Raw genomic sequence first — 25,596 nt, 5'->3', positions numbered from 1 at the left:
CCTGCGCGCCCCTGCATGACAGGGGGCTGAGGACCGGGCCCGGTGTGCTGCAATGGCGGTGAAGGGCGCTACCAGGCCAGGCGACGTCAGGGCTGTAGCGGCGGGATGCCGGCGCGGATGGCGCGGGAGAAGTCGATGCTGGCCGTGCGGTCGTCGCTTCCCGCAGGGGCCTGCCATTGCTGCGCACGCTGGGTGATGTCGCCGGCAGCGCGCAGCTGCTCCAACGGCAGCCCGGGCGTGAGACCGCCCACCGATGCCAGGTATTCGGGCAGATAGCCCGAGGCCAGCAGCCGCCAGTCCAACGGCAGGCCGCCCACCAGGCGCTGGGCCATGTCCCAGACGATGGTGGTGCAGTTGGCGGTCAGCGTGTGGTACCAGCGCGGCTGGTGGTGCAGCGCGGCGGCCTGTTCGGCATAGGAACGCAGCAGCGCGCGCATGGCCGGCTGGGGCATGTCCACGCGGTACAAGAACACCTGTTCTCCGCGCACATTGGTGCGAACCGCCAGGATGTCGCGCTCATCTGCCGCGATCAGTGCCAATTCATAGCGTTTGAAGAAACCGGCCAGGGCGCCAAAGGCTTCGCCTTTTTCCTTGCGAATCTCGAAAGAAAACACCAGTTGTTCGCCGTTCTCGAAGCCGAAGGACACCAGGGTGTGGGCGATGGCCGGGCCCATCCAGTAGGAAACGGCCATGTCCACGCTGCGCAGCTGGTTCAGGTCGTAGCGGCGGTCTTCCCAGCGGGCGGTGTAGTCGGTTTCGCTGCGCCAGGCAAAGTTGCGCACATCCTGCAGCGCGACGATGTCGGCGCCGGAGCCGGCCGCTTGCATGCGGGTGATGCGCGCCACGTCGTCGGCCCAGTCGCGGTCCGCACGCGGCGTGATGGTGGCCCACCAGGCCAGCAGCAGCGCCATCAGCAGGGCGCCGCCGCCCCACAGCAGCCCCAGGTGCTGGTGGTGCCAGGCCAGCAGGGCCAGCGCCAGCCAGGCCAGGCCCCACAGCACCAGCAACGGCCAGAGCAGGGCCGGGCGTGCTTCCCACTGGTACCAGAGCGCGCCGGCACCCCACAGCAGCGCCAGCAGGGCGCACAGGCCGCCGCCGGCCCAGGCCAGGGCGCGCAGAGCCTGCAGCCACGCGGGCATGGCGGCAGCCAGGGACGAGGCGGAATCAGAGGCCATGGTCGGTGAGGTGTGGGGGAAGTGCTGCAGCGGCTCGGCACATGCCGGGTGCCGGGGCGTGGTGTCGCTTCAGTGACCGGCGAAGTCCACCAGCGTGAACAGCGGCAACTGGCCTTCGCCACGCAGGCGGTCGGAGCCGCCCAGCTCGGGCAGATCGACAATCGCGGCGCCTTCCACCACGGTGGCGCCCAGCTTTTCCAGCAGCTTCTTGCCGGCCATCATGGTGCCGCCGGTGGCGATCAGGTCGTCGATCAGCAGCACCCGGTCACCGGCTTTCACGGCATCGGTGTGCAGCTCCACGGTGGCGCTGCCGTATTCCAGTTCGTAGGTTTCTTCCACGGTGGTAAAGGGCAGCTTGCCCTTTTTGCGGATGGGTACAAACCCCACGCCCAGTTCGTAGGCGATCACGGCGCCCAGGATGAAGCCGCGCGCGTCCAGGCCGGCCACCACATCGGGGCGCATGTCCTTGTCCATGTAGCGGTGCACAAAGGCGTCGATCAGCACGCGGAACACCTTGGGGTCCTGCAGCAGCGGGGTGATGTCGCGGAACTGCACGCCGGGGGCCGGCCAGTCGGGCACGGTGCGGATGTGGGCGCGAAGGTAGTCGGTGACGCTGAGGCTGGGCATGGTGTCAGGAAAAAATAGCGCGAAGGCGCTCAAGATTCGGCAGAGTGTGCCGTAGGGGTGGGAGAGGGACAAGCGGTCCGGCGCAGCGCAGCCGCGCTGGGAAAACTGCAGTGCGCGAGTGTAGGCAGGTCGCTGGCGCCGCGCATAATGCCCTCGAATGTGCATACCGCGTGTCGGTATTGTGGCCTTTGATGCAGCCTGAGCCTCACAACTGTATGGAATTGACCGTTCTGCTGATCGATGGAGATGCTGCCCATGCGGACCAGGTGAGGCAGTTTTTGCAGCGCACCCGGCCCGGCTGGCAGGTATTGCAGGCCGCCGACCTGGCCCAGGGCCAGGCCCTGCATGCCCGGCATGCTCCCAGTGTGGCCGTGGTGGCGCTGGAGCAGGCCGATGGCGACGCCCTGCAGTCCCTGCGCTGGCTGGGGCGGACCATGGCCATGGTGGTGGTGTGCGCAGGCCAGGAGGCCATGGCGGCGCTGGCCATGCGCGCCGGCTTTGCCGATTTCGTGGTGCGCTCCGAGCTGCCGGGCAGCACCAGCCACCTGCACACCTTGCCGGAACAGATCGAAGGGCTGGCCCGGCAGCGGGCCACCCAGGATGCGCTGGAAGCCCAGAGCCGGGAGTTGTCGGCCACGCTGGCCAGCATCTCGCAGGGCATCATCAGCCTGGATGGCGAGGGCCGCATCCATGTCTTCAACGAGCGGGCCCAGGAGCTGGTGGGTCTGCCCCACAGCCTGATGCAGGGCGAGCCGTTCCTGAGCGACCTCGTCGAGTTCCAGCGTGCGCGGGGCGAATTCGGGGAGGATGGCAGCGTGTACTGGCCGACCGGCGCCAAGCTGGGCTCCTACGGCAACGGCACCTGCCCTGCGGTCTACATCCGCCGTACCCTGGAAGGGCGCTATCTGGAAGTGCGCACGCATCCGGAGCGCAACGGGCGCCGGGTGCGCACCTATACGGATGTGACGGACTATGTGCACATCCAGGAACAGCTGCGCCACAGCGAACAGCGCTGGCGCAGCATGACGGCGCTGTCGTCCGATTGGTTCTGGGAGCTGGATGCGCAACTGCGCTTTGTGCTGCTGGATGGCTGCCCCGAGGGCCTGAAGGCGGTGCTGCAAGGGCAGCCGGTGGATGCGCCGGCGCTGTGGTGCCACCAGCCGAACATGGCCGTGGCCCTGTCTGGCAGCCGCGTGGTGCTGGAGGCGCGCCAGCCTTTCCAGGACTGGGAGATGTGCCACCGTGCCGAAGACGGCAGCACCGTCTGGTTGTCCCTCAGCGGCACGCCGAGGATCGACGCCCAGGGCCAGTTCCGGGGCTATTGCGGGGTGGCGCGTGACATCACGGAACGCAAGCAGAACGAGGTCCAGATCCGCCGTCTGGCCTATACCGACGATTTGACCGAGCTGCCCAACCGGGCCGCCATGCTGCAGCAGCTCACGGCGGCGCTGCACCGCAGCCAGCACCAAGGTGCCGGCGCCCTGCTGATGCTGGACGTGGACCGTTTCAAGGACATCAACGACGCCATGGGCCACAGCTGGGGCGATGTGCTGCTCAAGGAAGTGGCGCGCCGCCTGGAGCTGTGGTGCCGGCCCGGCGATGTGGTGGGGCGCGTGGGGGGCGATGAGTTCCTGATCATGATCGAAAGCCTGGCGCCGGACCTGGAACAGGCCCACGCGCGTGCTGGCGCCATGGCCCTGAGCCTGATCGGTATCCTGGGGCAGGCTTTCGAGCTGCAGGGGCGGGCAGTCCAGCCCTCGTTCTGCATCGGGGTGGCGGGTTTCCAGGGGCTGGAGCGCTCGGTGGACGAAATGCGCCAGTGCGTGGAACTGGCACTGGGCGAAGCCAAGACCCGGGGACGCAATGCCTGGAGCGTGTTCGACCCGCAGCTGCAGCGCACCGTGCGCGAACGTGCGGCATTGGAGGTGGATATCCGCATGGCCCTGGAACAGGGCCATTTCTTATTGCATTACCAGCCGGTGGTAGATGCCGAGGGCCGGGTGCAGGGGGCGGAAGCCCTGGTGCGCTGGAAGCACCCGGAGCGCGGACTGATTCCGCCCGGGGCCTTCATTCCCGCCGCCGAGCAGATGGGGCTGATTTTCGCGCTGGACCGCTGGGTGCTGCGCCTGGCCTGCCAGCAGCTGGCGCTGTGGGCCCAGGATGCGGCCACCGCCGACTGGACCCTGGCGGTGAACCTGAGCGCCCAGGAGTTCCGCCATGCCGACTTTGTGTCCCGCATGCAGGACATTCTGCGCGACACCGGGGCGCGTGCCGACCGGCTGAAGCTGGAGCTGACCGAAAGCCTGATGCTGGACGAGGTGGAGGACAGCATCGCCAAGATGCAGACCTTGCGCGGCTGGGGCATCCAGTTCTCGCTGGACGACTTCGGCACCGGCTACTCCTCGCTGGGCTATCTGAAGCGCCTGCCGCTGTCGCAGCTGAAGATCGATCAGAGCTTTGTGCGCGATGTGCTGCTGGACGCGAACGATGCCGCCATCGTGCGCACCGTGATCGCACTGGGCCAGAGCCTGGGGCTGGAGGTGGTGGCCGAAGGGGTGGAGACCCGCGGTCAGCTGGATTTCCTGGTGGCCCATGGCTGCCGGCGGTTCCAGGGCTATCTGTTCGGGCGGCCGGCCGAGGCGCAGATGCTGCTGGCGCATGCCGGGCTGGTGGTGCCGGCGGGATAACCATGGGCGGTGCTCGCTGCTGCCCTGCAGGGGATGGGGCGGGCCGATAGAATTTCGCCATGAATGCTTCGCAAGTTGCTGTGCGCCCTGTTGCGCCAGAAGATCAGCGCGCCCTGGACCTGGCGCGCAGCACATTGGCCATTGAAGTGCAGGCCCTGCAGTCCATGGCGGACCGCCTGAACCAGGTGTTTGCCCAGGTGGTGCAGCAGATCCTGCGCCTGCCCGGCCGCGTGGTGGTGATGGGCATGGGCAAGAGCGGCCATGTGGGCCGCAAGCTGGCCGCCACGCTGGCGTCCACCGGCACCCCGGCGTTCTTTGTGCACCCGGCCGAAGCCAGCCACGGCGACCTGGGCATGGTCACCGACAAGGATCTGGTGCTGGCCCTGTCCAACAGTGGTGAATCTGACGAGATCACCTCGCTGCTGAGCGCCCTCAAGCGCCAGGGCGTGGGCATTGTGGCCATGACCGGCGGGCTGCAGTCCACGCTGGCACGCCATGCCGACTGGGTGCTGGACACCAGTGTCGAGCGCGAAGCCTGTCCGCTGAACCTGGCCCCCACCGCCAGCACCACGGCCCAGCTGGCTCTGGGAGATGCGCTGGCCATGGCGCTGCTGGATGCGCGCGGTTTCCGGGCCGAGGACTTTGCCCGTTCGCACCCCGGCGGATCGCTGGGCCGCAAGCTGCTGACCCATGTGGCGGATGTGATGCGTTCCGGCAGCGATGTGCCTGCGGTGCAGCCGGATGCCGACTTCAGCACGCTGATGCGCGAAATGGGTGCCAAGGGCCTGGGGTGTGCGGTGGTGGTCGATGCACAGCAGCAGGTGCAGGGCATCTTCACCGACGGCGATCTGCGCCGCTGCATCGAAGCGGGCACCGAGCTGCGCACGGCCACGGCCGGCCAGCTGATGCATGCCCGCCCCAAGACCGTCAGCACGGAAGCGCTGGCGGTGGACGCGGCCCAGTTGATGGAGCAGCATGGCATCACCTCGGTGATGGCGGTGGATGCCGCAGGCCGGCTGGCCGGGATCGTGCACATCCGTGATCTGATGCGTGCCAAGGTGATCTGATGGCCCACGCTGCTTTGCAATTTCCCCCCGACCTGCTGCTGAAGGCGCAGAACGTGCGCGTGCTCTTCCTGGATGTGGACGGGGTGTTGACTGACGGCGGCCTGCTGTTTTCGGAGCAGGGTGAAACGCTCAAGCGCTTTAATACCCTGGATGGCCACGGCATCAAGCTGCTGCAAAAGGCCGGCATCACGCCGGCGGTGGTGACCGGGCGGGATTCGGCGCCGCTGCGTCTGCGCCTGCAGCAACTGGGGGTCACCCATGTGCGCTACGGCACGGAAGACAAGCTGCCCGCCGCCCAGGCCATCCTCGATGCGCTGGGGCTGGACTGGCACCAGGCCGCGGCCATGGGCGACGACTGGCCTGATCTGCCCATGCTCAGCCGCAGTGCGCTGGCCTGCGCGCCGGCCAATGCGCATGCCGAATGCCTGGCGCTTGCGGATTTTGTGACGCCTTTGGCCGGTGGACACGGGGCGGTGCGCGCGGTCTGTGACCTGCTGTTGACCGCCACGGGGGCCTACCGCCGGTTGCTGGAAGCCTATCTGCCATGATCCAAGCTGTCCGCCGCTCCTGGGAAAGCCTGTCCCTGTACCTGCCGGTGCTGCTGATGGCCTTGCTGGCGCTGGGTTCGTGGTGGCTGGTGCGCAATGCGCCGTCTGCGCCCAAAGCGGCGCAGGAGCGGTCCGTGGGCCACGACCCGGACTACACCATGGTCCACTTCATGGTGAAGGATTTCGATGTGCAGGGGCGTATGCAAAGCGAAATCCGGGGGGACCAGGCAGACCATTACCCAGATACCGATACCCTGGAAATCCAGAATGTGGATATGCGCGGCTATGCCCCGGACGGTGCCAAGACCACGGCCACGGCCAAGAAAGGCATCAGCAATTCGGATGCCTCGGAAGTCCAGCTGTGGGGCAATGCGGTGGTGGTTCGGCAGCCTCTGCCGCCCAAGTCCGCCATGCAGTTTGAAGGCGAGTTTCTGCATGCCTGGACCCAGGAAGAACGGGTGAAATCGCATTTGCCGGTGGTGCTGACCCAGGGCAAGGACCGGTTTACGGCCGACCAGCTGGATTACGACAATGTGTCGCGGGTGGTGCAAATGCAGGGGCGCGTGCGGGGGGTGCTAGAGCCCGGGCGTTAATACCGCGGACCGAATATGTGGCCGGCATGGCTGCGCAAAGATCCACGGGAAAGTTTCCATAAAAAAGGCCTCTGTCAGAGGCCTTTTTTTTGCAGCAGAGGTAATGCGGCGGGCTTATTCGCCGTTGTAGCCGCCACCACCGCCGCCGCCATAGCCGCCCCGGCCACGCGGGCCCGAGCCATAGGGGCTGCGGAAGCCGCCGTCCTGGCGGCCGCCACCGTAGCCACCACCGCCTTCGCGGTCGCGGTTGTAGCCGCCGCCACCGCCACCGCCGTAGCTGTCGCGGCGGCCACCGCCGTCGCCATAGCCGCCACCACCACCGCCGAAGCTGCGGGGCGGACGGGGTTCCATGGGGCGGGCCTCATTGACCACCAGGCTGCGCCCGCCCAGTGGCTGGCCATTCATGCCCTGGACGGCGGCACTGGCTTCGGCATCGCTACCCATTTCCACAAATCCAAAACCTTTGGAGCGACCCGTGTCACGCTCCATCATGACCTTGGCGCTTGTCACGGTGCCAAACTGGGAGAAGGCCTGTTCCAGATCATTGTCACGCACGCCGTAGGGCAGGTTTCCTACGTACAACTTATTTCCCATCAATCGCTCCTCAATATCCTTCTTTGTTCGACCTATACAAGCCTGCATCGCACTGTGCGCTGGAAACCGGACCTGCAGATCACCGCGGGAGTATTCCCGTAAAACATTATTAATGGGGGCGCAAAAGAAGCATTACCGTTGGGCGGGCAAATTTGTGACATTTCTAAACAAAAAAGGAACCCGAAGGTTCCTTTTTTTTCGCTTTGACGTTGAAGCGTAAAAGCGCGGGCTATTTAGTAGCTGTTGCGACGGCCACCGCCGAAATCGCCACCACCACCGTAGTTGCCGCCGCCGAAGCCGCCGCTGCGGGGAGGGCGGGGAGCCATCGGACGGGCTTCGTTGACCACCAGGTCACGGCCGCCGTGGTTTTGACCGTGCAGGCCTTGGATGGCGGCTTGGGCTTCAGCATCGCTGCCCATTTCCACAAAGCCGAAGCCCTTGGAACGGCCGGTGTCACGCTCCATCATGACCTTGGCGCTGCTGACATTGCCAAATTCGCTGAAAGCTTGTTGCAGATCGTTGTCGCGGAAAGAGTACGGCAGGTTGCCGACGTAAAGTTTGTTACCCATGGAAGACTCCAGGAAAAAAGTGAAAACGCGATGGAGCCCTAGGTGTCCGCAAACGTGACGACGGTAGAGACGCTAACGCACTGGCCTCTGCGATAAGCACAAAAGCTCAAGGCATTATCAATCATAAGAATGCGAGTTTCACAGGGTATAGACAACTTTGTGCTGCTTACAACATGTCATCCGAGAAAACCCGGAAACCCCATTTAAACGCAGTGCACCACGGCGGGGCGGTAGAATGCCGTTTGTCTTTGGGGAGTAGCCCGTTTGGTACGCAAGGTGCCAAAAGCGTGCGTCAACAGACTTGGGGCTTTGCCCTATGGCGTACGCGGTTCTCTTGTTGGAGCTGGGCGAGACCATTGACTACACACCGATCCACGTGCCGGAGTCGGGGTGTGGTCAATGCGCGCTCGCAATCATCCGGCCGTGATTTACACAAGATAACCCCACCATGGACGCTTTCCTTGTTTCTACCGCCATCGTCGCCCTGGCCGAGATGGGCGACAAAACCCAACTGCTCTCCCTCGTACTGGCGGCGCGCTTTCGCAAGCCCTGGCCCATCGTGCTGGGCATTCTGGTGGCCACGCTGGTCAACCATGCCCTGGCCGGCGCAGTGGGCGCCTGGGTGACCCAGATGGTCGGCCCGGACGCCATGCGCTGGATCCTGGGCCTGTCCTTCATCGCCATGGCGGTGTGGATGCTGATTCCCGACAAGCTGGACGATGACGGCACGTCCCAGCATTCCCGCTGGGGCGTGTTCGGCACCACGCTGATTGCCTTCTTCCTGGCCGAGATGGGCGACAAGACCCAGATCGCCACGGTAATGCTGGCGGCCCAGTACAGCGGAGCCTATGTCTGGGTGGTGGCGGGCACCACTTTCGGCATGATGCTGGCCAATGCCCCGGTGGTGTGGCTGGGCGACAAGCTGGTCAAGAAGGTGCCCATCCGCATGGTGCACCTGGTGTCGGCGGTTATTTTCCTGGTGCTGGGCTTGCTGGCGCTTTTTGCGCCCATGCTCAAGGATTTGGCATAATTGCCGCTCACGCGCCGATTTGCTACAGCTTGCGGGCGCTTTATAAATCCTGCTAAAGACCCGTCCGACGACATCTATCGACCCGGCCTCGTTTTTAGCGATGCCGGGTTTTTTCATGTCCTTCATCGCCACACCGCAATCCATGCATTTTCCGGATGCGCTGCCGCTGCAAAGCGGCCACAGCATCCGCGACTACACCCTTGCGTTCGAAACCTACGGAACGCTGAACGCCGACAAGTCCAACGCCATCCTGGTGTGCCACGCGCTCAACGCCTCGCACCATGTGGCGGGTGTCTACGAAGGCCAGCCCAAGAGCGAAGGCTGGTGGGACAACATGATCGGCCCGGGCAAGTCGGTCGATACCGACAAGTTCTTCGTCATCGGGGTCAACAACCTGGGCTCCTGTTTCGGCTCCACCGGCCCCATGCACACCAACCCGGACACGGGTGTGGTGTACGGCTCCAGCTTTCCGGTGCTGACGGTGGAGGACTGGGTCAACGCCCAGGCGCTGCTGCTGGACCGGCTGGGCATCCGGCAGATGGCGGCCGTGCTGGGCGGCAGCCTGGGCGGCATGCAGGCACTGAGCTGGACGCTGCAGTATCCGGAGCGCATGCGCCACGCCGTGGTGGTGGCCAGTGCGCCCAATCTGAACGCCGAGAACATTGCCTTCAACGAGGTGGCACGCCGTGCCATCGTCACCGATCCGGATTTCCACGGCGGCGACTTCTACGCCCATGGCGTGGTGCCGCAGCGCGGCCTGCGCATCGCCCGCATGATCGGCCACATCACCTACCTGAGCGACGATGTGATGAACCAGAAGTTCGGCCGTGCGCTGCGCAACGGCCCGGACATCCAGTTCACCACCCAGGACATCGAGTTCGAGATCGAGAGCTATCTGCGCTACCAGGGCGACAAGTTCAGCGGCTACTTTGACGCCAACACCTACCTGCTGATCACCCGGGCGCTGGACTACTTCGACCCTGCCAAGCAGCACGGCGGCAATCTGAAGGCCGCGCTGTCCAAGACGCTGGCCAAGTTCTTCCTGGTGAGCTTCACCACCGACTGGCGCTTTGCACCGGGGCGCAGCCGCGAGATCGTGCATGCCCTGCTGCAGAACCAGCGCGATGTGGGCTATGCCGAGATCGACGCTCCGCACGGCCATGACGCCTTTCTGCTGGACGACCCCCGCTACCTGGCCGCGATGCGCGCCTATTTCGAAGGCATTGCCAAGGAGTTCCGCGCATGACCGCCACCCCCACCATGCAAGCACTGGCCCAGCTGGTGCCCCAGGGCGCCCGCGTGCTCGACCTGGGCTGCGGCGATGGCGCCTTTCTGCAGTATCTGCAGCGTGAACGCGGCTGTACCGGCTACGGCGTGGAGATCAGCGACGACAACGTGCTGGCCTGCCTGCAGCGCGGCGTCAATGTGCTGCAGCTGAACCTGGATGAAGGTCTGGCCATCTTCGATGACAACAGCTTCGACATGGTGCTGCAGATAAACACTTTGCAACACTTGCGCAATACCGAAACGATGTTGCGCGAAACCGCGCGCGTGGGCCGGATGAGCGTGGTCACCTTCCCCAATTTCGCCCACTGGCCCAACCGCTTTTCGGTGCTGCGCGGGCGCATGCCGGTCACGCGCCACCTGCCGTACCAGTGGTATGACACGCCCAATATCCGCGTGGGCACGTACAAGGACTTCGAGGTGCTGGCGCATAAGAACCGCTTGAACGTGGTCGACTCCTTCGGCCTGCGGGAGGGCCAGGTGATTCGCACCCTGCCCAATCTGCGCGCCAGCACGGCGGTGTTCTGCCTCGAAAGAGGTTGATCTGGCGCACAGGCGGGCGCAATGTCGTCGCCTGCGACAGACCGGTGACAGACAGCAGGGCAGGGCGCTTCCGATAATGGGCCCATGCCCCAGTTCGCTGCCAACCTGTCGTTGATGTACACCGAGCTGCCGTTTCTGGAACGCTTTGCCGCTGCGGCGCGCGATGGTTTCCGGGCGGTGGAATACCTGTTTCCCTATGCCCATGCGCCGGCACAGCTGGCGCAGCAGCTGCGTGCCCATGGCCTGCAGCAGGTGCTGTTCAACGCGCCGCCGGGCGGCACGACGCGGGACGCCATGGCCACCGCCTGGGACGCCGGTGCCCGCGGCACGCTGTGCCTGGCCGGGCAGGACGCGGCCTTCCGTGCGGGCCTGCAGCAGGCACTGGAGTACGCCAGCGTCCTGCAATGCCCGCGCGTGCATGTGATGGGCGGCCTGCTGCCTGCGGGTCAAAGCCATGCCGGCGTGCAGACCCTGGTGACGGAGCGCCTGCACTGGGCCGCCCAGCAGGCGCAGGATGCGGGGGTGGCGCTGCTGATCGAGCCCATCAACGGCCGCGACATGCCCGGCTACTACCTGCAGCGCCAGGACCAGGCGCATGCGCTGGTGCAGGCCGTGGATTCACCCCGGCTGCAGGTGCAGATGGACCTGTACCACTGCCAGATCGTCGAAGGCGATGTGGCCATGAAGCTGCGCCACTACCTGCCCACCGGGCGCGTGGGCCATATCCAGATTGCGGGCGTGCCCGACCGGCATGAGCCGGACAGCGGCGAGCTGCACTACCCCTATCTGTTCGATCTGCTGGACCAGCTGGGCTACACCGGGTGGGTCGGCTGCGAATACCGCCCGCGTGCCGGTACCTCGCAGGGACTGGGCTGGCTGCAGGCCTATGCCCGCACGGACGCGGCAGAAATCTGAAAAACCCTTTGCAAGCGGTGCGCGGCGCCGCAAGGACCACTGCCTGTTTGGTGGTGAAATCAGGGGCAGAAAGCGCCGCGCCGCTGCGCGGATGGAAAAAACCTTTGCAACCGGAGACTGCCATGCCCGCCATCACCCGCCGCCACTGCCTGACCGCCACCGCTGCTGCACTGGTGGGCCCGTGGGGGCTGACCGGCTGCAGCAGCCCAGCGGCACAGGGGGCCGCCCCCACCGCGCCCCGTGCCGGCGCCTGGCCGCCCAAGCCGGCCTTGATTGCCCACCGGGGGGCCTCGGCCCTGCGTCCCGAGCACACGCTGGAAGCCTACCGGGTGGCCATTGCCGCCGGAGCGGACTTCATCGAGCCCGATCTGGTCATCACCCGGGATGGCGTGCTGGTGGCGCGGCACGAAAACGCCATCGCCATGCTCCACGCCGACGGCAGCCTGAAGGAGGCGTCCACCGATGTGGCCGACCGCCGCGAATTTGCGGCGCGCAAGACCACCAAGACCATCGACGGCGAGCGCATCACCGGCTGGTTTGTGGAGGATTTCACGCTGGCCGAGCTGAAGACGCTGCGCGCGCGCGAACGCATTCCCGCCGTGCGCCCGGCGAATGTGCGCTTTGACGGCCAGTTCGAGGTGCCTACGCTGCAGGAGATCATCGACCTGGCCAAGGCCGAGACCGCGCGCACCGGCCGCACCGTGGGCATCTACCCGGAAACCAAGCACCCCAGCTATTTCCAGTCGATCGGCAAGCCGCTGGAGCCGGTGCTGCTGCAGGTGCTGGCCGCCAACGGCTGGAACGACGCCCAGGCGCCGGTGCTGGTGCAGTCGTTCGAGGTGGAGAACCTGCGCTGGATCCGCGCGCGCAGCACCGTGCGCCTGGTGCAGCTGCTCAGCCCCAAGGGTCAGCCCTACGACAGCGTGGCCCGGGGTAGGGGCCCCAGTTATGCCGACCTGACCACGCCCGAAGGCCTGGCCCAGGTGGCCACCTACGCCAACGGCATTGGTCCGAGCAAATCCATGGTCGTGCCGGTCAAGGAGGGCAAGAACGCTGCGCCCACCGGCCTGGTGGGGGCGGCCCACCGCGCCGGGCTGCTGGTGCATGTGTGGACGCTGCGCCCCGAGAACGCTTTTCTGCCCGCCGCCCTGAAAGCCCACCCGGTGGAGAACGGTGCCACGCGCGGCAATGTGGCGGCGGACTTCGAAGCCTTTTTGCGCACCGGTATCGATGGCATCTTTACCGATGACCCGGCCGAGGGGCGCAAGGCCATTGCCGCCTACCACGCACGCTGAGCGGCGCCGCACGGCAGAGGGTGCCTGCTGTGGACGGCCGGCGGCCGATGGCGGGCCGGAGCCGTCAGCCAGTGGCGATAGAGGCAAAATTCCCTGTATTGGTGCAAAAAGCCCTGCGGTTGCCGTAAAAAGCGGACGGATTGCAGGGCTTTGCCGTTCGTCAGGACTTACTCAGTAACGCAATGTGAGAATCCGCCCGTTTTGTGTCCAGGTGCGGATATTCCATGTTGTCCTCTTCTTCTGCGGCTGCAGGCCGCCGTTCCGTGGCCCGCCGGGTCACCGCCATCGCCATCGCGATGGTGGCGCTGGTGTTGCTGGCGCTGAGCCTGGTGACCGCGTCCATCACCAACCAGGCTTCGCGCACGCAGCTGATAGCCAGCGTGGGCCATGCCACCCAGGCGCTGGTGGCTTCGGTCGACGCGGTGGAGCACGCCAACCGCGACATGGTGGTCAAGGCCTCTGAAGGATTTGCCCGCCACTTTGCGGGCCATGTGGCGCTGGACAGCGCCAGCGGTCAGCTGTCGGTGGACGGCGAGGTGTTGAACGGCAACTTTGCGTTGCCGGACAAGTTCAGCGCCGACACCGGTGGCGTGGCCACGGTGTTTGCCCGCCAGGGCGATGACTTTGTGCGCATCACCACCTCGCTGCGCAACCCGCAGGGCGAGCGCGTGATCGGCACCATGCTGGACCGTCAGCATGCGGCCTATACCCGGGTGCGCGAAGGCCAGAGCTTCATCGGCCGCGCCACGCTGTTCGGCAAGCCGTATATGACGCACTACGCGCCGCTGCGCGATGCGCAGAACCAGGTGGTGGGGATTCTGTTTGTGGGCACCGACCTCAGCGCCTTCCAGGAAGGCCTGCTGCGTCAGGTGTCCGGGTTGCGCCTGTACGAGCATGGCGGTGCCATGGTGATCGACCCGGGTACCAGCCTGGCGCAGGCCCGGTTTGTGGCCCATCCCAGCCATGCCGGCCAGAAGGTGCTGGAGGCCCTTCCCCAGGCCCAGGCCGCATTGCAGGCGCTGGCCGACAGCCCGGACGGCTGGGTGCGCGACGCGGTCGCGCTGCTGCCGGAGCAAGGGGCCGACCCCTGGGCCGTAGTGCGCAAGACCCAGTCCGGCTGGTGGGTGGTGACCGAAGTCTCGGACCGCGAAGCCATGGCCGGCCAGCGCCGTGCGCTGTTTGCCGTATGGGGTGCCATGGCGGTGGCGCTGGCCCTGCTGGCCGCCGGCCTGTTCTGGGTGCTGCGCCGGGGCGTGAGCCAGCCGCTGCGCGGGCTGACGCAGGCGCTGACCCTGGTGGCCCAGGGCGATCTGACCCAGCCCTTCCACAGCCCGCGTCGCGACGAGATTGGCGATCTGGTGCGCGAAGTGGAAGACATGCGCCAGCGCTACGTGGCCATGCTGCAGCAGGTCAGTCTGGCGGCGCACAACATTGCCAGCGCCAGCAGCCAGATTGCCCTGGGCAATGCCGATCTGGCCGAGCGCACCGACAACACCGCAGACCGGCTGGCGCGCACCGCCCAGCGCATGGTGGACACGGCCCAGGGCGTGCACCAGGCCGCCGATGCGGCGCGCCAGGCACACCAGCTGTCGGCCTCGGCCGTGGAAGTGGCTTCGCGCGGCGGTGAGGTGGTGGGCCAGGTGGTGCGCACCATGGGGGCGATCAACGACAGCAGCCGCCAGATTGCCGACATCATCGGTGTGATCGATGGCATCGCGTTCCAGACCAACATCCTGGCCTTGAACGCCGCCGTGGAAGCCGCCCGTGCCGGGGAGCAGGGCCGGGGCTTCGCCGTGGTGGCCAGCGAGGTGCGTTCGCTGGCCGGACGCAGCGCCGAAGCGGCCAAGCAGATCAAGGCGCTGATCGGCAGCTCGGTCCACCAGGTGGAGTCCGGTGCCCAGCTGGTCCAGGCCGCCGGCCAGACCATGGACGAGATCGTCAGCTCCGTGCAGCGCATGGGCGACATCGTGGGCGAGATCTCGGCCAGCGCCTCGGAGCAGGCCGAGCGCATGGCCCAGGTCAACCACGATGTGGCCGAGCTGGACCAGCTGACCCAGCAGAACGCTTCGCTGGTCGAGGAGTCGGCCGCGGCTTCGTCCAGCATGCGCGACCAGGCCAGCGGCCTGGAGGCGGCGGTCAGCGTGTTCAAGCTGCAGCCCGCCGGTGCCCTGACCTTGGATCTGGCGGCGCCGGCAGCGGCCGCAGCACTGCCGGCATTGCCCCGCTGACGCCGGCTGCGGCGGGCCGGCCGGGGCGGGTTGGCCCCCCTGCGCTGTGGGGGCTCCGGCATGGCGCACAATGGTTGCTTCGCGTCCGCCCTGTGCGGGCCGCAGTGACCAGGAGCTTCGCCATGAACGCACGCATTCCGTCCACCGCGCTGGACACCACACAGGCGCTGGAGCATGTCAGCCAGCAATGGGACCGCGACATCGTGGCCCAGCTCAAGGACTACATCGCCATTCCCGCCAAATCACCCATGTTCGCCCCCGACTGGGCGGCCCAGGGCCTGCTGGACACGGTGCTGCGCAACGCCGCCACCTGGGTGGAAGCGCAGAAAGTGCCCGGCCTGAGGCTGGAAATCGTGCGCCTGGAAGGCCGCACACCGGTGCTGTTCTTCGAGGTGGAAGGCACCCAGCCCGGAGCCAATGCCAGCGGCGCCCCCACGGTGCTGATGTACGGCCACCTGGACAAGCAACCCGAATTCGAAGGCTGGCGCAGCGACCTGGGCCCCTGGACCCCGGTGTACCAGGACGGCAAGCTCTACGGCCGTGGCGGCGCAGACGATGGCTATGCCGTCTACGCCAGCGTGGCGGCGGTGCAGGAACTCAAGCGCCAGAACGTGGCCCACCCGCGCATCGTGGGCATCATCGAGACGGCCGAAGAAAGCGGCTCCCGCGATCTGCTGCCCTATGTGGATGCACTGCGTCCTCGCCTGGGTGCGGTGGAACTGGTGATCTGCCTGGACAGCGGTGCCGGCAATTACGACCAGCTGTGGCTGACCACCAGCCTGCGCGGCATGGCCAGCGGCACGCTGAAGGTGGAAATCCTGACCGAAGGGGTGCACTCAGGCGATGCCTCGGGCGTGGTGCCCTCGTCGTTCCGCATCATGCGCCAGGTGCTGGACCGGCTGGAGGACAGCGCAACCGGTCGCATGCTGCCCGCCAGCTTCCACTGCCAGGTGCCGCCCGAGCGTCTGGCCCAGGCCAAGGCCACGGCGGCCATCCTGGGCGAGGAAACCTACAAGCGCTTTCCCTGGGCCCACCATGACTGCGGCGGCAGCACGCTGGTGGCCCTGCCCACCACCACCGACCCGGTGGAAGCCCTGCTCAAGCGCACCTGGGAGCCCACGCTGTCCGTCACCGGCGCCGAAGGCTTTCCCACGTTGCAGAACGCGGGCAATGTGCTGCGGCCTTACACGGCCTTCAAGCTCAGCCTGCGCCTGCCGCCGCTGGTGGACGCCGCCACCTGCGTGCAGGAGATGAAGCGGCTGCTGGAAGACAATGCGCCGTACCAGGCCAAGGTGACCTGGGAAGGCCTGTCCAGCTCCAGCGGCTGGAACGCCCCGGGCATGAGCCCCTGGTTTGAAACCGCCCTGAATGCGGCCAGCCAGGCCCACTTTGGCGCGGACTGCGGCTACATCGGCCAGGGCGGGACCATCCCGCTGATGAACCTGCTGAGCCAGGGCTTCCCCACCGCACAGATGATGGTCTGCGGCGTGCTGGGCCCCAAGAGCAACGCCCACGGCCCCAATGAGTTCCTGCATGTGCCCTATGCCAAGAAGCTCACCGCCGCCGTGGCACAGGTGATTGCCGCCATGCCGGTGGCGCAATCCGAGGAAGCGACAGCTTGAGTCGCTGAGGGAATTCCCCAAAATAGCTGCCAAAGCCCACGCAAAGGGCGCAGGCAGCTATTTTTTGGTATTCCCGGCCGACCGCGCCGGGTACTGCAAGGAGAGCCCCGCGGTATGCATCCGACAGAGTCCACTTTCCTGCCCGCCGCTGACGGCACGCCCCTGGCGGTCTACGACTGGCCGCTGGCGCCTGCGGCGGCGGTGCGCGCCACGGTGCTGATCGTGCACGGCATGGGCGAGCACGCCGGCCGCTATGCCGCGCTGGCGCAGCGATTGAACGGCTGGGGCATGGCCGTGCGGGCCTATGACCAGTATGGCCACGGCCGGTCGGGCGGCCCCCGGGGCGGCCTGAGCAGCGACGGCCGGCTGCTGGACGATCTGGCGCAGGTGCTGGATGCCACCCGTGCCGGCATGCCGGCCTCCCGGCCCCTGGTGCTGCTGGGACACAGCATGGGCGGGCTGGTGGCGGCGGACGCGGTGGCATCTGGTGCATGCCAGGTGGAGGGCCTGGTGCTGTCCTCTCCCGCGCTGGCGCTGCATTTGTCGGGGTTGCAGAAAGCCTTGCTGGCCAGTCTGCCCCGGCTGCTGCCGAATCTGCGCGTCCACAATGGCGTGGATTCGCGCCATCTGTCGCACGACCCGGCGGTGGTGCAGGCCTATGACCGCGATCCCTTACAGCGCCCGCGCATCAGCGGCCGGATGGCGCGCTACATGGCCGAAGGCGGCGCGCGGGTCGTGGCCCGGGCGCCGGCCTGGCGCACTCCCACCTTGCTGCTGTGGGCCGGGCAGGACCGGGTGGTGGACCCGGCGGGCAGTGCCGCCCTGGCCCGCCTGGCGCCGCCAGCGGTGCTGCAGGCCCAGTGTTTTGGGCCGGCGTTCCACGAGATCTTCAACGAAAGCGAGGCCCTGGCGGCGCCGGTGTTCACCCGGCTGCAGCAGTGGCTGGACCAGCAGTTTCCGCCGCGTTAGGCCGTATCAGGCCGCGATCTGTGCGCCGATGACCACCACCTCGATCAGGTACTGGGGGTTGATGGCTGGGGCGATCACGGTGCAGCGGGGCGGGGTGTGGCCGGGCACGATCCAGGCATCCCAGACCTCGTTCATCACCGTGATGTCGGCCGCGTTGCGGATGAAGATGTTGCACGACAGGATGTGGGCCTTGCTGCTGCCCGCTTCATTCAGCAGGCGTTCCACATGGCCCAGCACCTCCTGGGTCTGCACGCGCATGTCGCCATCCGGGTGGTTTTCAGGGATCTGGCCGGCCAGGTAGACGGTGCCGTGGTGGACCGCGGTCTCGGACAGGCGGGCGCCCACATGGTGGCGGGTGATGGGGCCGGAGGTGGAAACAGTCATGCAGAAACTCCAAGGTGGCGGACGGCCCGGGATACGGGGCCGTCCAAACCGCACAGCGTAGCGCAGGATGGCCACCGCGCGCGGGATGTGCCGGCGTTCCGTGGCCTGGAGCAGACCTGCGCGCTCTTCACGGGGGTAGGGGTCAGTGGAGGGAGGCCGCTGTCTGCGGTGGCACCGCGGGGCCGGCCGTCAATCCGGCCGGGGCCAGCGGCGGTGGCGGATGAGGGGGCGGCGGCGGTGCCTGCAGGTCGGCCAGCACCACGCAGTTGCGCCCCTGGTGCTTGGCACGGTAGAGGGCCTGGTCGGCGCGCTCCAGCGTGGCTTCGACCGATTCGCCGGGCAGGTGCACGGTCAGGCCGGTCGAGACGGTCATGCGCAGGCCTTCGGGCGCATCGGCCACCACGGCCTGGGAAACGGCCTGGCCAATGCGCTGCAGCAGGCTGAGGGCGGCGTTGTCGTTCACATCCCCCAGCAGCAGCACGAATTCTTCGCCGCCCCAGCGGGCCAGCACATCGCCGCCGCGCACGGTGTGGCGCACGGTGTGGGCAAAGGCCTGCAGCGCACGGTCGCCGACGGCGTGGCCGTAGTTGTCGTTGATGCGTTTGAAGTGGTCAATGTCCAGCACGGCCAAGGCCATGCTGCGCTGGCCCCGCACGCAGCGGCGCTGTTCCAGCTCCAGCAGCTCCAGCATGGAGCGGCGGTTGAGCAGGCCCGTCAGCGCATCGCGCGAGGCCAGGGCCCGGTGTTCCTCCAGGGCCCGCGACAAGGCAAGCCGCTGCTGCTGGAGCCGGCTGCGCAGGGAATGCAGACGCAGGCTGACCCCCATGCAGGCCAGCAGCACCACAGCCAGCATGACGGCGTGGGCGGCGTCGACCACCGACACCGGCTGGTTCAGCAGCCGGGGGGCCAGCACCATGGCGGTGCTGGTGGCCACAAAGGCGTACACGGTGATGCCCACGATCTGGCGCATGCGCAGGCCCAGCGAACCGAACAGCAGCACCATGGCCACCATGCAGGGCAGCATGTCGCGGGCATCGGCCACCACCAGATAGGCCACAGCAGCGCTGGTGATGGCCCAGAGCATCTGCGGCAGGGTCAGGGAGGGGTCGTTCAGGCGGCGTGTCCAGCCCAGGCGGATGGCCAGGGTGGCTGCCAGCAGGCCCCCCAGCGACACCAGGCTCCAGCTGACGACCCAGGACAGGGGGGTGTGGCTGTTCAGGGCCAGCCAGAGCAGCAAGCCAACGCAGCACGCCATCAGCACCAGGGCCAGGCCGGACATGGCCGTGTGGGTGCGGATGTGCGGATCGTCCGACAGCAGCCAGCGCCGTATGCGGGCCGTCTGCGAAGGCGGCTCGGTGGCGGATGTCACGGCAGCTTTCCTTCTGGGCTGCGCCGGAGGGTAACCTGCGCAGGGGTCCGGTTGTAAATAAATGTTTCCGGATTCTAGGAAAATGTCGTCTCTTGGACAGAGCCGCAGGCAAAAATTACCACGTTGACACGACGAACGGTCGTTTGCGGGTTCAACCCAATACCAGTGCGGACAGCGCCATGATGGGGGCGGTTTCGGCGCGCAGCACACGCGGGCCCAGCGTGACCGGGGCAAAGCCCTGGGCGCGGGCCAGGGCCTCTTCGGCCGGAGACAGGCCGCCTTCGGGGCCGGACAGGAACAGGACCGGTGTCTGGCCGGCCGCCACGGCCTGCAGCAGCGGGCGTGTGCCGTCGGCCAGCGAGAGCAGCACGCGCTGCGTGTCTGCGGAGTCTGCCTGCGGGTGGGCGGCGGTCCATTCGGCCAGGGTCATCGCCGGGTGAATGGCGGGCACGCGGTTGCCACCGCATTGCTCGCAGGCGGCCACGGCCACGGCCTGCCAGTGACTGCGTTTTTTATCACCGCGCTCGCCCTTGAGCTTGAGCACGCTGCGTTCGGCCAGCAGCGGGGTGATGCTGACCACGCCGATTTCGGTGGCTTTTTCCACCAGCCAGTCCATGCGCTCGTTGGCGGTGATCCCGGCCAGCAGGTGCACCGGGCGGGATGCTTCGCGCGCCGTGGCGTGGAAGGCCTCCACACGCACCTGCACCGTGCTGCGGCCCATCTGCAGGATGGTGGCGCTCCATTCGCCGTCGCCGCTGCCGTCGAACAGGGTGATGGTGTGGCCGGGCTGCATGCGCAGCACCTGCACATGGCGGGCGGCGCCGGCGGGCAGGTCCAGTTCGGCGCCGGCGGTCAGCGGCAGGGGGCAGTGAAAGCGCGGCATGCGGTGGGTGCTGGCAAGAAGGAAACGGGTGAAGAGGAGGTGCGGCCAGTGTCAGATGGGGGGCCACGGAAACTGGCGCTGCAGGTGCAGAGGGCGCGGTGCAAGCCGGGGATCACATCCGGCCGTAGGCATAGCCGACCTGGGCCTGGATGCCTTCGATCTGGTCGACCAGACGCAGCAGCGGCGCCAGCTCGCGGTAGCGGCTGCAGGTGGTGCGGATGTAGTGGATGAAGCGCGGCGTATCCGCCAGGTACTTGGGCTTGCCGTCGCGCAATGTGAGCCGGGCAAAGATGCCAGCCACCTTCAGGTGGCGCTGCAGGCCCATCCATTCGACGGCGCGGTAGAACTCGCCGAAGTCATCGCCCCAGCCGGAGGCGCTCCTGGCGCCGATCAATCCCGAGCGGCGCGCTTTTTCCCAGTAACGCACGGTAATGTCGATGACAAAGTCCTCTTCCCAGGTCAGGAAGGCATCGCGCAGCAGGCTGGCAATGTCATAGGTGACGGGGCCGTAGACCGCGTCCTGGAAGTCGAGCACGGCCAGCGCCTGGGTGGGGTCGCTGGGCAGCATCAGATTGCGTGCCATGAAGTCCCGGTGCACATAGACACTGGGTGCCTGCAGATTGTGCGCCACGATCTGGTCGAACGCCTTGGCCAGCACGGCCTGCTGCTTGTCGTCCAGCGTGACCTGGCGGTGCTGGGCGATATACCAGTCGGGGAAGAGCTGCAGCTCGCGGCGCAGAAGGGCCTCGTCGTACGCCGGCAGCACGCCGGGCCGGGAGGCCTGCTGCCACTGCAGCAGCAGGTCCACGGCGTGGCGGTACCAGAGTTCGGCATCCTGGGGCCGGGCGGGGTCCAGCACCTCGATCAGCGTGCGGCTGCCCATGTCGGAGAGCAGCATGAAGCCGTCGGGCTGGTTCCAGTCCAGGATGGTCGGCACGTTCAGGCCGGATTGCTGCATCAGGCCTTGCACCTGGACGAAAGGGGTACAGTTCTCCTTGTCCGGCGGTGCGTCCATGACGATCAGGCTGCCGCCTGCGCTGCGGTCAAGGCGCAGATAGCGGCGAAAGCTTGCATCGGCCGAAGCCGGGCGCAGGGTGGACAGCTCCAGCCCATGCTGGACAGCCAATGGCGTCAGCCAGGTCTGGAAGGCGTGTTCGCGGGCCGGATCGGCCCATACCACGCTGGAAATGGGGGAGATGGAATCGCTCATGGATAATCGGATTCTACAAACCGTCCGGCACCAGCCGGGTGCCTCCGGATTTTTCTTCGCCCACCATTGAACGTGTCTGCCCGTTTGCTGCCCCCAGCCCTCTCCGTGACATCCCGGTGCGCCCCACCGCGTGGTGCCGTTGTGCGTCCGCTGGCGGCCGCTGCCCTGCTGGCCTGTTCCGGCGCCTGGGCGCAGACCGCGCCCCCGGACGGCGGCGGTGATCTGCCGCCGCTGCAGCTCAAGCCCAGTAGCCAGCTACTGGAAAAGCTGCCCTCGACCGTCGAGGACCAGCTGCCCTCCTATGTGCGCGGTGACCATGTGACCGGCCAGGCCGACGTGCGGGCCCAGGTCAGTGGCAATGCCGAGCTGCGCAAGGGCGATATGGTGGTGCGCGCCGACCGCGTGGACTACTCCGTGGCCGAGGATCTGGTCGACGCCGAAGGCAGTGTGCACATCAACAAGGGCGGGGATGTGTACCAGGGCACGGCGCTCAAGCTGCATGTGGACGCCTTCCAGGGCCAGTTCAACGACGCCAGCTACCAGTTTCTGCAGACCCAGGCGCATGGCGATGCCTCGCGGGTGGACTTCATCGACCGTGACCGCTCTGTCGTGCACGATGCCACCTACACCACCTGCCTGCGCGACGATTCCGCCAGCTGGGAGCCCGACTGGGTGCTGCGTGCCAAGACCATCCAGCTAGACCGCGCGGAAGAAGTGGGCTATGCCAAGGACGCAGTGCTGGAGTTCAAGGGGGTGCCGGTGCTGCCGGTGCCTGCGGTGAGCTTTCCGTTGTCGGACAAGCGCAAATCCGGTCTGCTGCCGCCCAGCATCGGCATCGACAGCGTCAACGGCATGGAATATGCCCAGCCGTATTACTGGAATCTGGCGCCCAACCGCGATGCCATCCTCACCCCTACAGTGATGAGCAAGCGCGGCCTGGGGCTGGCCGGGGAATTCCGCTATCTGGAGCCGAAATACAGTGGCGAGCTGACGCTGGAAGCCATGCCCGAGGACAAGCTGCGCGACCGGGACCGCTGGGGCTATTCCTGGAAGCACCGCCAGTCCTTCGATTCCCCGATCGGCGGCCTGGGTCTGAGCTTTGACGTGAACCGCGTCAGCGATGGCAATTACTGGCGCGATTTCACCCGGGCCAGCAAGCTGCTGCGCGAGCGGCTGGTGCCCAGCACCGGCGTCCTGAGCTGGGGGCGCAACGACCACAGCGTGACGCTGGTGATGCAGCAGTGGCAGGTGCAGCAGCAGGTGGATTCGCCCATCGTGCCGCCCTTTGACCGCATGCCGCAGCTGGTGTGGCGCTACACCCCCTACGATCTGCCCGGCGGGCTGGATTTCAGCTGGGAAGCCGACACCACGCGTTTTCGCGCCCACAACCTCGATGGCAGCAACCACATCTGGAATGGCCAGCGCAGCTATGCCCTGGCCCAGCTGAGCCGCTCCTTCCTGGCGCCGGGCTGGTTCATCAAGCCCAAGGTGCAGATCCACACCGCCAGCTACCAGCTGGACAACACGGTCATCAATGGCCAGACCAGCTTCCAGCGCACCCTGCCCACTTTCAGCCTGGACAGCGGGCTGGTGTTCGAGCGCGACACCACGTTCTTCGGCAAGGATTACGTGCAGACGCTGGAGCCGCGGGCCTTCTATGCCTACACGCCGTACCGCGACCAGTCCATGCTGCCGGTCTATGACACGGCGCGTTCGGACTTCAACTTCGCCTCCATCTTCATGGAGAACAGCTATGTGGGCCAGGACCGCATTGCCGACAACAATGTGCTGACTATGGGTCTCACTACCCGCTGGCTGGACCGCCAGACCGGTGCGGAAGCGGTGCGCCTGGGGATTGCCCAGCGCATGCGCTTCAAGGACCAGCGCGTGACCCTGCCAGGCGAGGTGCAGGGCACCGAAAGCCTGTCGGACCTGCTGCTGGGAGCCGGTTTCAACTGGAACCAGCGCTGGGCGTTCGACAGCACGGTGCAGTACAACCAGGACACCAACCGCAGCACCCGCTCCACGGTCAGCGCCCGCTACAGCCCGGGACCCTACCGGACCATCAGCATGGCATACCGCATGCAGCGGGGCTCCAGCGAACAGGTGGATGTGGGCTGGCAGTGGCCGGTGGCCGCGCTGCTGGGGGGGGACTTCACCCCGCCAGCACGCCGCAACCTGCCGGGCGAGGGCCGCTGGTACACCGTGGGCCGGATGAACTACAGCATGCAGGACAACAAGATGATCGACACCGTGGTCGGCTTCGAGTACGACAGCTGCTGCTGGATTGGCCGTGTGCTGGTGGAACGCCACCAGAACAGCATCCGCTCCTCGGCGACCAAGCTGATGTTCCAGGTCGAGTTCGTGGGCTTCTCGCGCCTGAGCCTGGGCAACGATCCCCTGCAAAGCCTCAAAGACCAGATTCCGCGTTACCGCGGCCTGCGTGACGGAACCGACTCTGTTGCCAGCCGCTTCAGCAATTACGATTGATTTCCATGATCCGTTCCATGCGATTTTCTGCATTGCCGCGCCATGCGGTGTCCGCCAGTGTTCTGTGTCTGTCGGCCTTGGCCGGCATGGGTGCTTCGGCCCAGGGACTGCGTGCCAGCGGTGCGCCGGGCATGTCCCGCGCACTGGAGCAAACCCAGACGCCCGAATTGCGCCGTGAAGCGGCTGCGCAGGGGCTGCGCTCGGCGGATTACATCGTGGCGGTGGTCAATTCCGAGCCGGTGACCAACAACGAGGTGCGTGCCCGCATGGCACGGGTCGAGGACAGCCTGGCCAAGGAAGGCGGTCAGCGTCCGCCCCAGGCACAGCTGGCCCGCGAGGTGCTGGAGCGTCTGATTCTGGAAAAAGCCCAGATCCAGTACGCCAAGGAAATCGGCATCAAGGTCGATGACTACGCGGTGGACCAGGGCATGGAGGCCGTGGCCCGCAACAACAGCATCAGCAAGGCCCAGCTGCTGCGCGAGCTGAAGAAGGAAGGCATCGCCGAAGCCAAGTTCCGCGACGAGCTGCGCAACCAGATGACGCTGCAGCGCCTGCGGGAGCGGGAAGTGGACAACCGGGTCAAGGTCAGCGAGCAGGACATCGACCGCTACCTGCGCGAGCAGCGCAGCAAGACCGGGCAGACGGATGCCACCGTGGCGGCACTGAACCTGGGCCACATCCTGGTGGCCGTGCCCGAAGGCGCCTCCGAAGCGCAGGTGGCGCAGCTCAAGGCACGTGCCGAGGAAGCCGCACAGGCGGCCCGCAGCGGCGATTTCGAGGCAGCCGCCCAGCGCTTCTCCGATGTCAAGACAACGCCCATCCTGGGCCTGCGTCCGGCCGACCGCTATCCCGAACTGTTTGTGCAGTCCGTGCGCAGCGCGGCGGTGGGCAGCGTGGTGGGGCCGGTGCGCTCTCCAGCCGGTTTCCACGTGCTGAAGGTGATCGACAAGAGCTCCGATGGCGTCCCCATGGTGGTGGCGCAGAACCATGCCCGCCACATTCTGCTGCGCACCTCCGCACAGATGGACGAGCGGGAAGCGGCCGAGCGCCTGGCCGAGCTGCGCAACCGCATCCTCCAGGGCAACGCCAGTTTCGAGGCGTTGGCGCGCCAGTATTCGCAGGACGGCAGTGCCGCCCAGGGCGGCGATCTGGGCTGGGCCGGCCCGGGCCGCTATGTGCCCGAGTTCGAGCAGGTGCTGGAGCGTCTGCAGCCCGGCGAAATCAGCCCCCCCGTGGTCTCGCGCTTTGGCGTGCACCTGATCCAGCTGGTGGAACGCCGCCAGGCCGCGCTGAGCCAGCGTGAGCAGCGCGAGATGCTGCGCGATGTGGTCAAGGCCCAGAAGACCGAAAAAGACTACGACACCTGGCTGCAGGAGCTGCGTGGCCGCACCTATGTGGAATACCGCGAGCCGCCGCAGTAAGCGCGGCGGACAGGGGTGCACGGGTGGCGGTATGCCCCTGTGCCCCCGTCGGCACAGCGGGAGTGCCATCATTCCGGCTGTGCCCCTTTCTTT

22 protein-coding genes and 1 riboswitch are annotated in these 25,596 nt (G+C 66.8%); of the genes, 14 read left to right on the top strand and 8 right to left on the bottom strand.

The genetic code is table 11. From position 1 onward, the window contains the following. Positions 1-86 precede the first annotated feature (86 nt). Positions 87-1,175: a DUF4105 domain-containing protein gene (locus tag KW830_RS11710; protein ID WP_255578330.1), complete on the bottom strand. Its 1,089-nt coding sequence runs from the start codon at positions 1,173-1,175 to the stop codon at positions 87-89. A gap of 69 nt (positions 1,176-1,244) precedes the next feature. After that, on the bottom strand, positions 1,245-1,802 hold the full coding sequence (locus tag KW830_RS11705) for an adenine phosphoribosyltransferase (RefSeq protein ID WP_066538348.1): 558 nt from the start codon (positions 1,800-1,802) through the stop codon (positions 1,245-1,247). Positions 1,803-2,017: 215 nt separating this feature from the next. Between KW830_RS11705 and KW830_RS11700 the strand changes: the two genes are divergently transcribed. From KW830_RS11700 to lptC, 4 genes are read left to right on the top strand one after another with little or no spacing between them, the layout of a single operon-like run. Next, positions 2,018-4,489 carry an EAL domain-containing protein gene (locus tag KW830_RS11700; protein WP_083520471.1) on the top strand — a complete coding sequence of 824 codons (2,472 nt, stop codon included), beginning with the start codon at positions 2,018-2,020 and terminating at the stop codon, positions 4,487-4,489. Between the two features lie 59 nt (positions 4,490-4,548). Then, complete coding sequence (locus tag KW830_RS11695) at positions 4,549-5,556, top strand: SIS domain-containing protein (protein ID WP_066538347.1); 1,008 nt, start codon at positions 4,549-4,551, stop codon at positions 5,554-5,556. Beyond that, positions 5,556-6,104 carry an HAD family hydrolase gene (locus KW830_RS11690; RefSeq protein WP_066538345.1) on the top strand — a complete coding sequence of 183 codons (549 nt, stop codon included), beginning with the start codon at positions 5,556-5,558 and terminating at the stop codon, positions 6,102-6,104. Before KW830_RS11695 ends, KW830_RS11690 begins: the two co-directional genes overlap by 1 nt. Next, entirely contained in the window at positions 6,101-6,697 is a 597-nt protein-coding gene (lptC, locus tag KW830_RS11685; protein WP_066538337.1) for an LPS export ABC transporter periplasmic protein LptC, read from the top strand. Before KW830_RS11690 ends, lptC begins: the two co-directional genes overlap by 4 nt. A gap of 114 nt (positions 6,698-6,811) precedes the next feature. On the opposite strand, the gene KW830_RS11680 is transcribed toward lptC, so the two are convergent. After that, positions 6,812-7,291, bottom strand: coding sequence for an RNA-binding protein (locus KW830_RS11680; protein ID WP_218333269.1), 480 nt, complete (start codon positions 7,289-7,291; stop codon positions 6,812-6,814). A 233-nt stretch (positions 7,292-7,524) separates the two neighbouring features. Next, positions 7,525-7,860 carry an RNA-binding protein gene (locus tag KW830_RS11675; protein WP_066538329.1) on the bottom strand — a complete coding sequence of 112 codons (336 nt, stop codon included), beginning with the start codon at positions 7,858-7,860 and terminating at the stop codon, positions 7,525-7,527. 238 nt (positions 7,861-8,098) lie between these two features. Beyond that, a riboswitch (yybP-ykoY riboswitch) is annotated at positions 8,099-8,205 on the top strand. Between the two features lie 103 nt (positions 8,206-8,308). Between KW830_RS11675 and KW830_RS11670 the strand changes: the two genes are divergently transcribed. From KW830_RS11670 to KW830_RS11635, 8 genes are all read left to right on the top strand, one after another. Beyond that, entirely contained in the window at positions 8,309-8,890 is a 582-nt protein-coding gene (locus KW830_RS11670; RefSeq protein WP_066538324.1) for a TMEM165/GDT1 family protein, read from the top strand. 115 nt (positions 8,891-9,005) lie between these two features. Further along, positions 9,006-10,136 (top strand): homoserine O-acetyltransferase, encoded by a 1,131-nt coding sequence (locus tag KW830_RS11665; RefSeq protein ID WP_218333268.1) that lies wholly within the window; start codon positions 9,006-9,008, stop codon positions 10,134-10,136. Next, positions 10,133-10,717: a methionine biosynthesis protein MetW gene (gene metW / locus KW830_RS11660; RefSeq protein WP_066538321.1), complete on the top strand. Its 585-nt coding sequence runs from the start codon at positions 10,133-10,135 to the stop codon at positions 10,715-10,717. The genes KW830_RS11665 and metW overlap by 4 nt, the downstream gene beginning before the upstream one ends. Positions 10,718-10,801: 84 nt before the next feature. Continuing rightward, positions 10,802-11,632, top strand: coding sequence for a 2-oxo-tetronate isomerase (gene otnI, locus KW830_RS11655; protein WP_218333267.1), 831 nt, complete (start codon positions 10,802-10,804; stop codon positions 11,630-11,632). A gap of 122 nt (positions 11,633-11,754) precedes the next feature. Continuing rightward, positions 11,755-12,927, top strand: a complete 1,173-nt coding sequence (locus KW830_RS11650) for a glycerophosphodiester phosphodiesterase (protein ID WP_218333266.1) — start codon at positions 11,755-11,757, stop codon at positions 12,925-12,927. Positions 12,928-13,151: 224 nt separating this feature from the next. Continuing rightward, positions 13,152-15,155 (top strand): Cache 3/Cache 2 fusion domain-containing protein, encoded by a 2,004-nt coding sequence (locus tag KW830_RS11645; RefSeq protein WP_218333265.1) that lies wholly within the window; start codon positions 13,152-13,154, stop codon positions 15,153-15,155. Positions 15,156-15,277: 122 nt separating this feature from the next. Continuing rightward, positions 15,278-16,777, top strand: a complete 1,500-nt coding sequence (locus tag KW830_RS11640; RefSeq protein WP_218333264.1) for a M20 family metallopeptidase — start codon at positions 15,278-15,280, stop codon at positions 16,775-16,777. 114 nt (positions 16,778-16,891) lie between these two features. Then, a complete protein-coding gene (locus KW830_RS11635; protein ID WP_218333263.1) occupies positions 16,892-17,746 on the top strand; it encodes an alpha/beta hydrolase in 855 nt (284 codons plus the stop codon). Positions 17,747-17,752: 6 nt separating this feature from the next. Here KW830_RS11635 and KW830_RS11630 read toward each other — a convergent pair whose 3' ends face one another. The 4 genes from KW830_RS11630 to KW830_RS11615 all read right to left on the bottom strand — a co-directional run bounded on the left by KW830_RS11630 (position 17,753) and on the right by KW830_RS11615 (position 21,592). Next, positions 17,753-18,130, bottom strand: coding sequence for a RidA family protein (locus KW830_RS11630; RefSeq protein ID WP_066538300.1), 378 nt, complete (start codon positions 18,128-18,130; stop codon positions 17,753-17,755). 142 nt (positions 18,131-18,272) lie between these two features. Beyond that, positions 18,273-19,499 (bottom strand): GGDEF domain-containing protein, encoded by a 1,227-nt coding sequence (locus KW830_RS11625; protein ID WP_272970280.1) that lies wholly within the window; start codon positions 19,497-19,499, stop codon positions 18,273-18,275. A gap of 151 nt (positions 19,500-19,650) precedes the next feature. Beyond that, complete coding sequence (locus tag KW830_RS11620) at positions 19,651-20,382, bottom strand: 16S rRNA (uracil(1498)-N(3))-methyltransferase (RefSeq protein ID WP_066538294.1); 732 nt, start codon at positions 20,380-20,382, stop codon at positions 19,651-19,653. A 112-nt stretch (positions 20,383-20,494) separates the two neighbouring features. Then, positions 20,495-21,592 (bottom strand): aminoglycoside phosphotransferase family protein, encoded by a 1,098-nt coding sequence (locus tag KW830_RS11615; RefSeq protein ID WP_218333262.1) that lies wholly within the window; start codon positions 21,590-21,592, stop codon positions 20,495-20,497. 72 nt (positions 21,593-21,664) lie between these two features. Here KW830_RS11615 and KW830_RS11610 point away from each other — a divergent pair, with 72 nt between their 5' ends. Next, on the top strand, positions 21,665-24,082 hold the full coding sequence (locus KW830_RS11610) for an LPS-assembly protein LptD (RefSeq protein WP_098066313.1): 2,418 nt from the start codon (positions 21,665-21,667) through the stop codon (positions 24,080-24,082). A 17-nt stretch (positions 24,083-24,099) separates the two neighbouring features. Then, positions 24,100-25,503 carry a peptidylprolyl isomerase gene (locus tag KW830_RS11605; RefSeq protein ID WP_218333261.1) on the top strand — a complete coding sequence of 468 codons (1,404 nt, stop codon included), beginning with the start codon at positions 24,100-24,102 and terminating at the stop codon, positions 25,501-25,503. The last annotated feature ends 93 nt before the right edge of the window (positions 25,504-25,596 follow it).

Source organism: Comamonas sp. CMM03 (assembly GCF_019218715.1).
GTDB lineage: Bacteria > Pseudomonadota > Gammaproteobacteria > Burkholderiales > Burkholderiaceae_C > Comamonas > Comamonas terrigena.
The sequence above is the reverse complement of the archived record's forward strand: the minus strand, read 5'-3'. Positions and strand labels throughout refer to the sequence as shown.

What these genes read in the sequence shown, in the direction of transcription:
- otnI (WP_218333267.1), top strand. Translation starts at nt 10,802, where the DNA reads ATGCCCCAGTTCGCTGCCAACCTGTCGTTGATGTACACCGAGCTGCCG.
- KW830_RS11710 (WP_255578330.1), bottom strand. Translation starts at nt 1,175, where the DNA reads ATGGCCTCTGATTCCGCCTCGTCCCTGGCTGCCGCCATGCCCGCGTGG.
- KW830_RS11700 (WP_083520471.1), top strand. Translation starts at nt 2,018, where the DNA reads ATGGAATTGACCGTTCTGCTGATCGATGGAGATGCTGCCCATGCGGAC.
- KW830_RS11680 (WP_218333269.1), bottom strand. Translation starts at nt 7,291, where the DNA reads ATGGGAAATAAGTTGTACGTAGGAAACCTGCCCTACGGCGTGCGTGAC.
- KW830_RS11605 (WP_218333261.1), top strand. Translation starts at nt 24,100, where the DNA reads ATGCGATTTTCTGCATTGCCGCGCCATGCGGTGTCCGCCAGTGTTCTG.
- KW830_RS11665 (WP_218333268.1), top strand. Translation starts at nt 9,006, where the DNA reads ATGTCCTTCATCGCCACACCGCAATCCATGCATTTTCCGGATGCGCTG.
- KW830_RS11670 (WP_066538324.1), top strand. Translation starts at nt 8,309, where the DNA reads ATGGACGCTTTCCTTGTTTCTACCGCCATCGTCGCCCTGGCCGAGATG.
- KW830_RS11635 (WP_218333263.1), top strand. Translation starts at nt 16,892, where the DNA reads ATGCATCCGACAGAGTCCACTTTCCTGCCCGCCGCTGACGGCACGCCC.
- KW830_RS11620 (WP_066538294.1), bottom strand. Translation starts at nt 20,382, where the DNA reads ATGCCGCGCTTTCACTGCCCCCTGCCGCTGACCGCCGGCGCCGAACTG.
- KW830_RS11695 (WP_066538347.1), top strand. Translation starts at nt 4,549, where the DNA reads ATGAATGCTTCGCAAGTTGCTGTGCGCCCTGTTGCGCCAGAAGATCAG.
- KW830_RS11630 (WP_066538300.1), bottom strand. Translation starts at nt 18,130, where the DNA reads ATGACTGTTTCCACCTCCGGCCCCATCACCCGCCACCATGTGGGCGCC.
- KW830_RS11615 (WP_218333262.1), bottom strand. Translation starts at nt 21,592, where the DNA reads ATGAGCGATTCCATCTCCCCCATTTCCAGCGTGGTATGGGCCGATCCG.
- KW830_RS11675 (WP_066538329.1), bottom strand. Translation starts at nt 7,860, where the DNA reads ATGGGTAACAAACTTTACGTCGGCAACCTGCCGTACTCTTTCCGCGAC.
- KW830_RS11690 (WP_066538345.1), top strand. Translation starts at nt 5,556, where the DNA reads ATGGCCCACGCTGCTTTGCAATTTCCCCCCGACCTGCTGCTGAAGGCG.
- KW830_RS11650 (WP_218333266.1), top strand. Translation starts at nt 11,755, where the DNA reads ATGCCCGCCATCACCCGCCGCCACTGCCTGACCGCCACCGCTGCTGCA.
- metW (WP_066538321.1), top strand. Translation starts at nt 10,133, where the DNA reads ATGACCGCCACCCCCACCATGCAAGCACTGGCCCAGCTGGTGCCCCAG.
- KW830_RS11640 (WP_218333264.1), top strand. Translation starts at nt 15,278, where the DNA reads ATGAACGCACGCATTCCGTCCACCGCGCTGGACACCACACAGGCGCTG.
- KW830_RS11705 (WP_066538348.1), bottom strand. Translation starts at nt 1,802, where the DNA reads ATGCCCAGCCTCAGCGTCACCGACTACCTTCGCGCCCACATCCGCACC.
- KW830_RS11645 (WP_218333265.1), top strand. Translation starts at nt 13,152, where the DNA reads ATGTTGTCCTCTTCTTCTGCGGCTGCAGGCCGCCGTTCCGTGGCCCGC.
- lptC (WP_066538337.1), top strand. Translation starts at nt 6,101, where the DNA reads ATGATCCAAGCTGTCCGCCGCTCCTGGGAAAGCCTGTCCCTGTACCTG.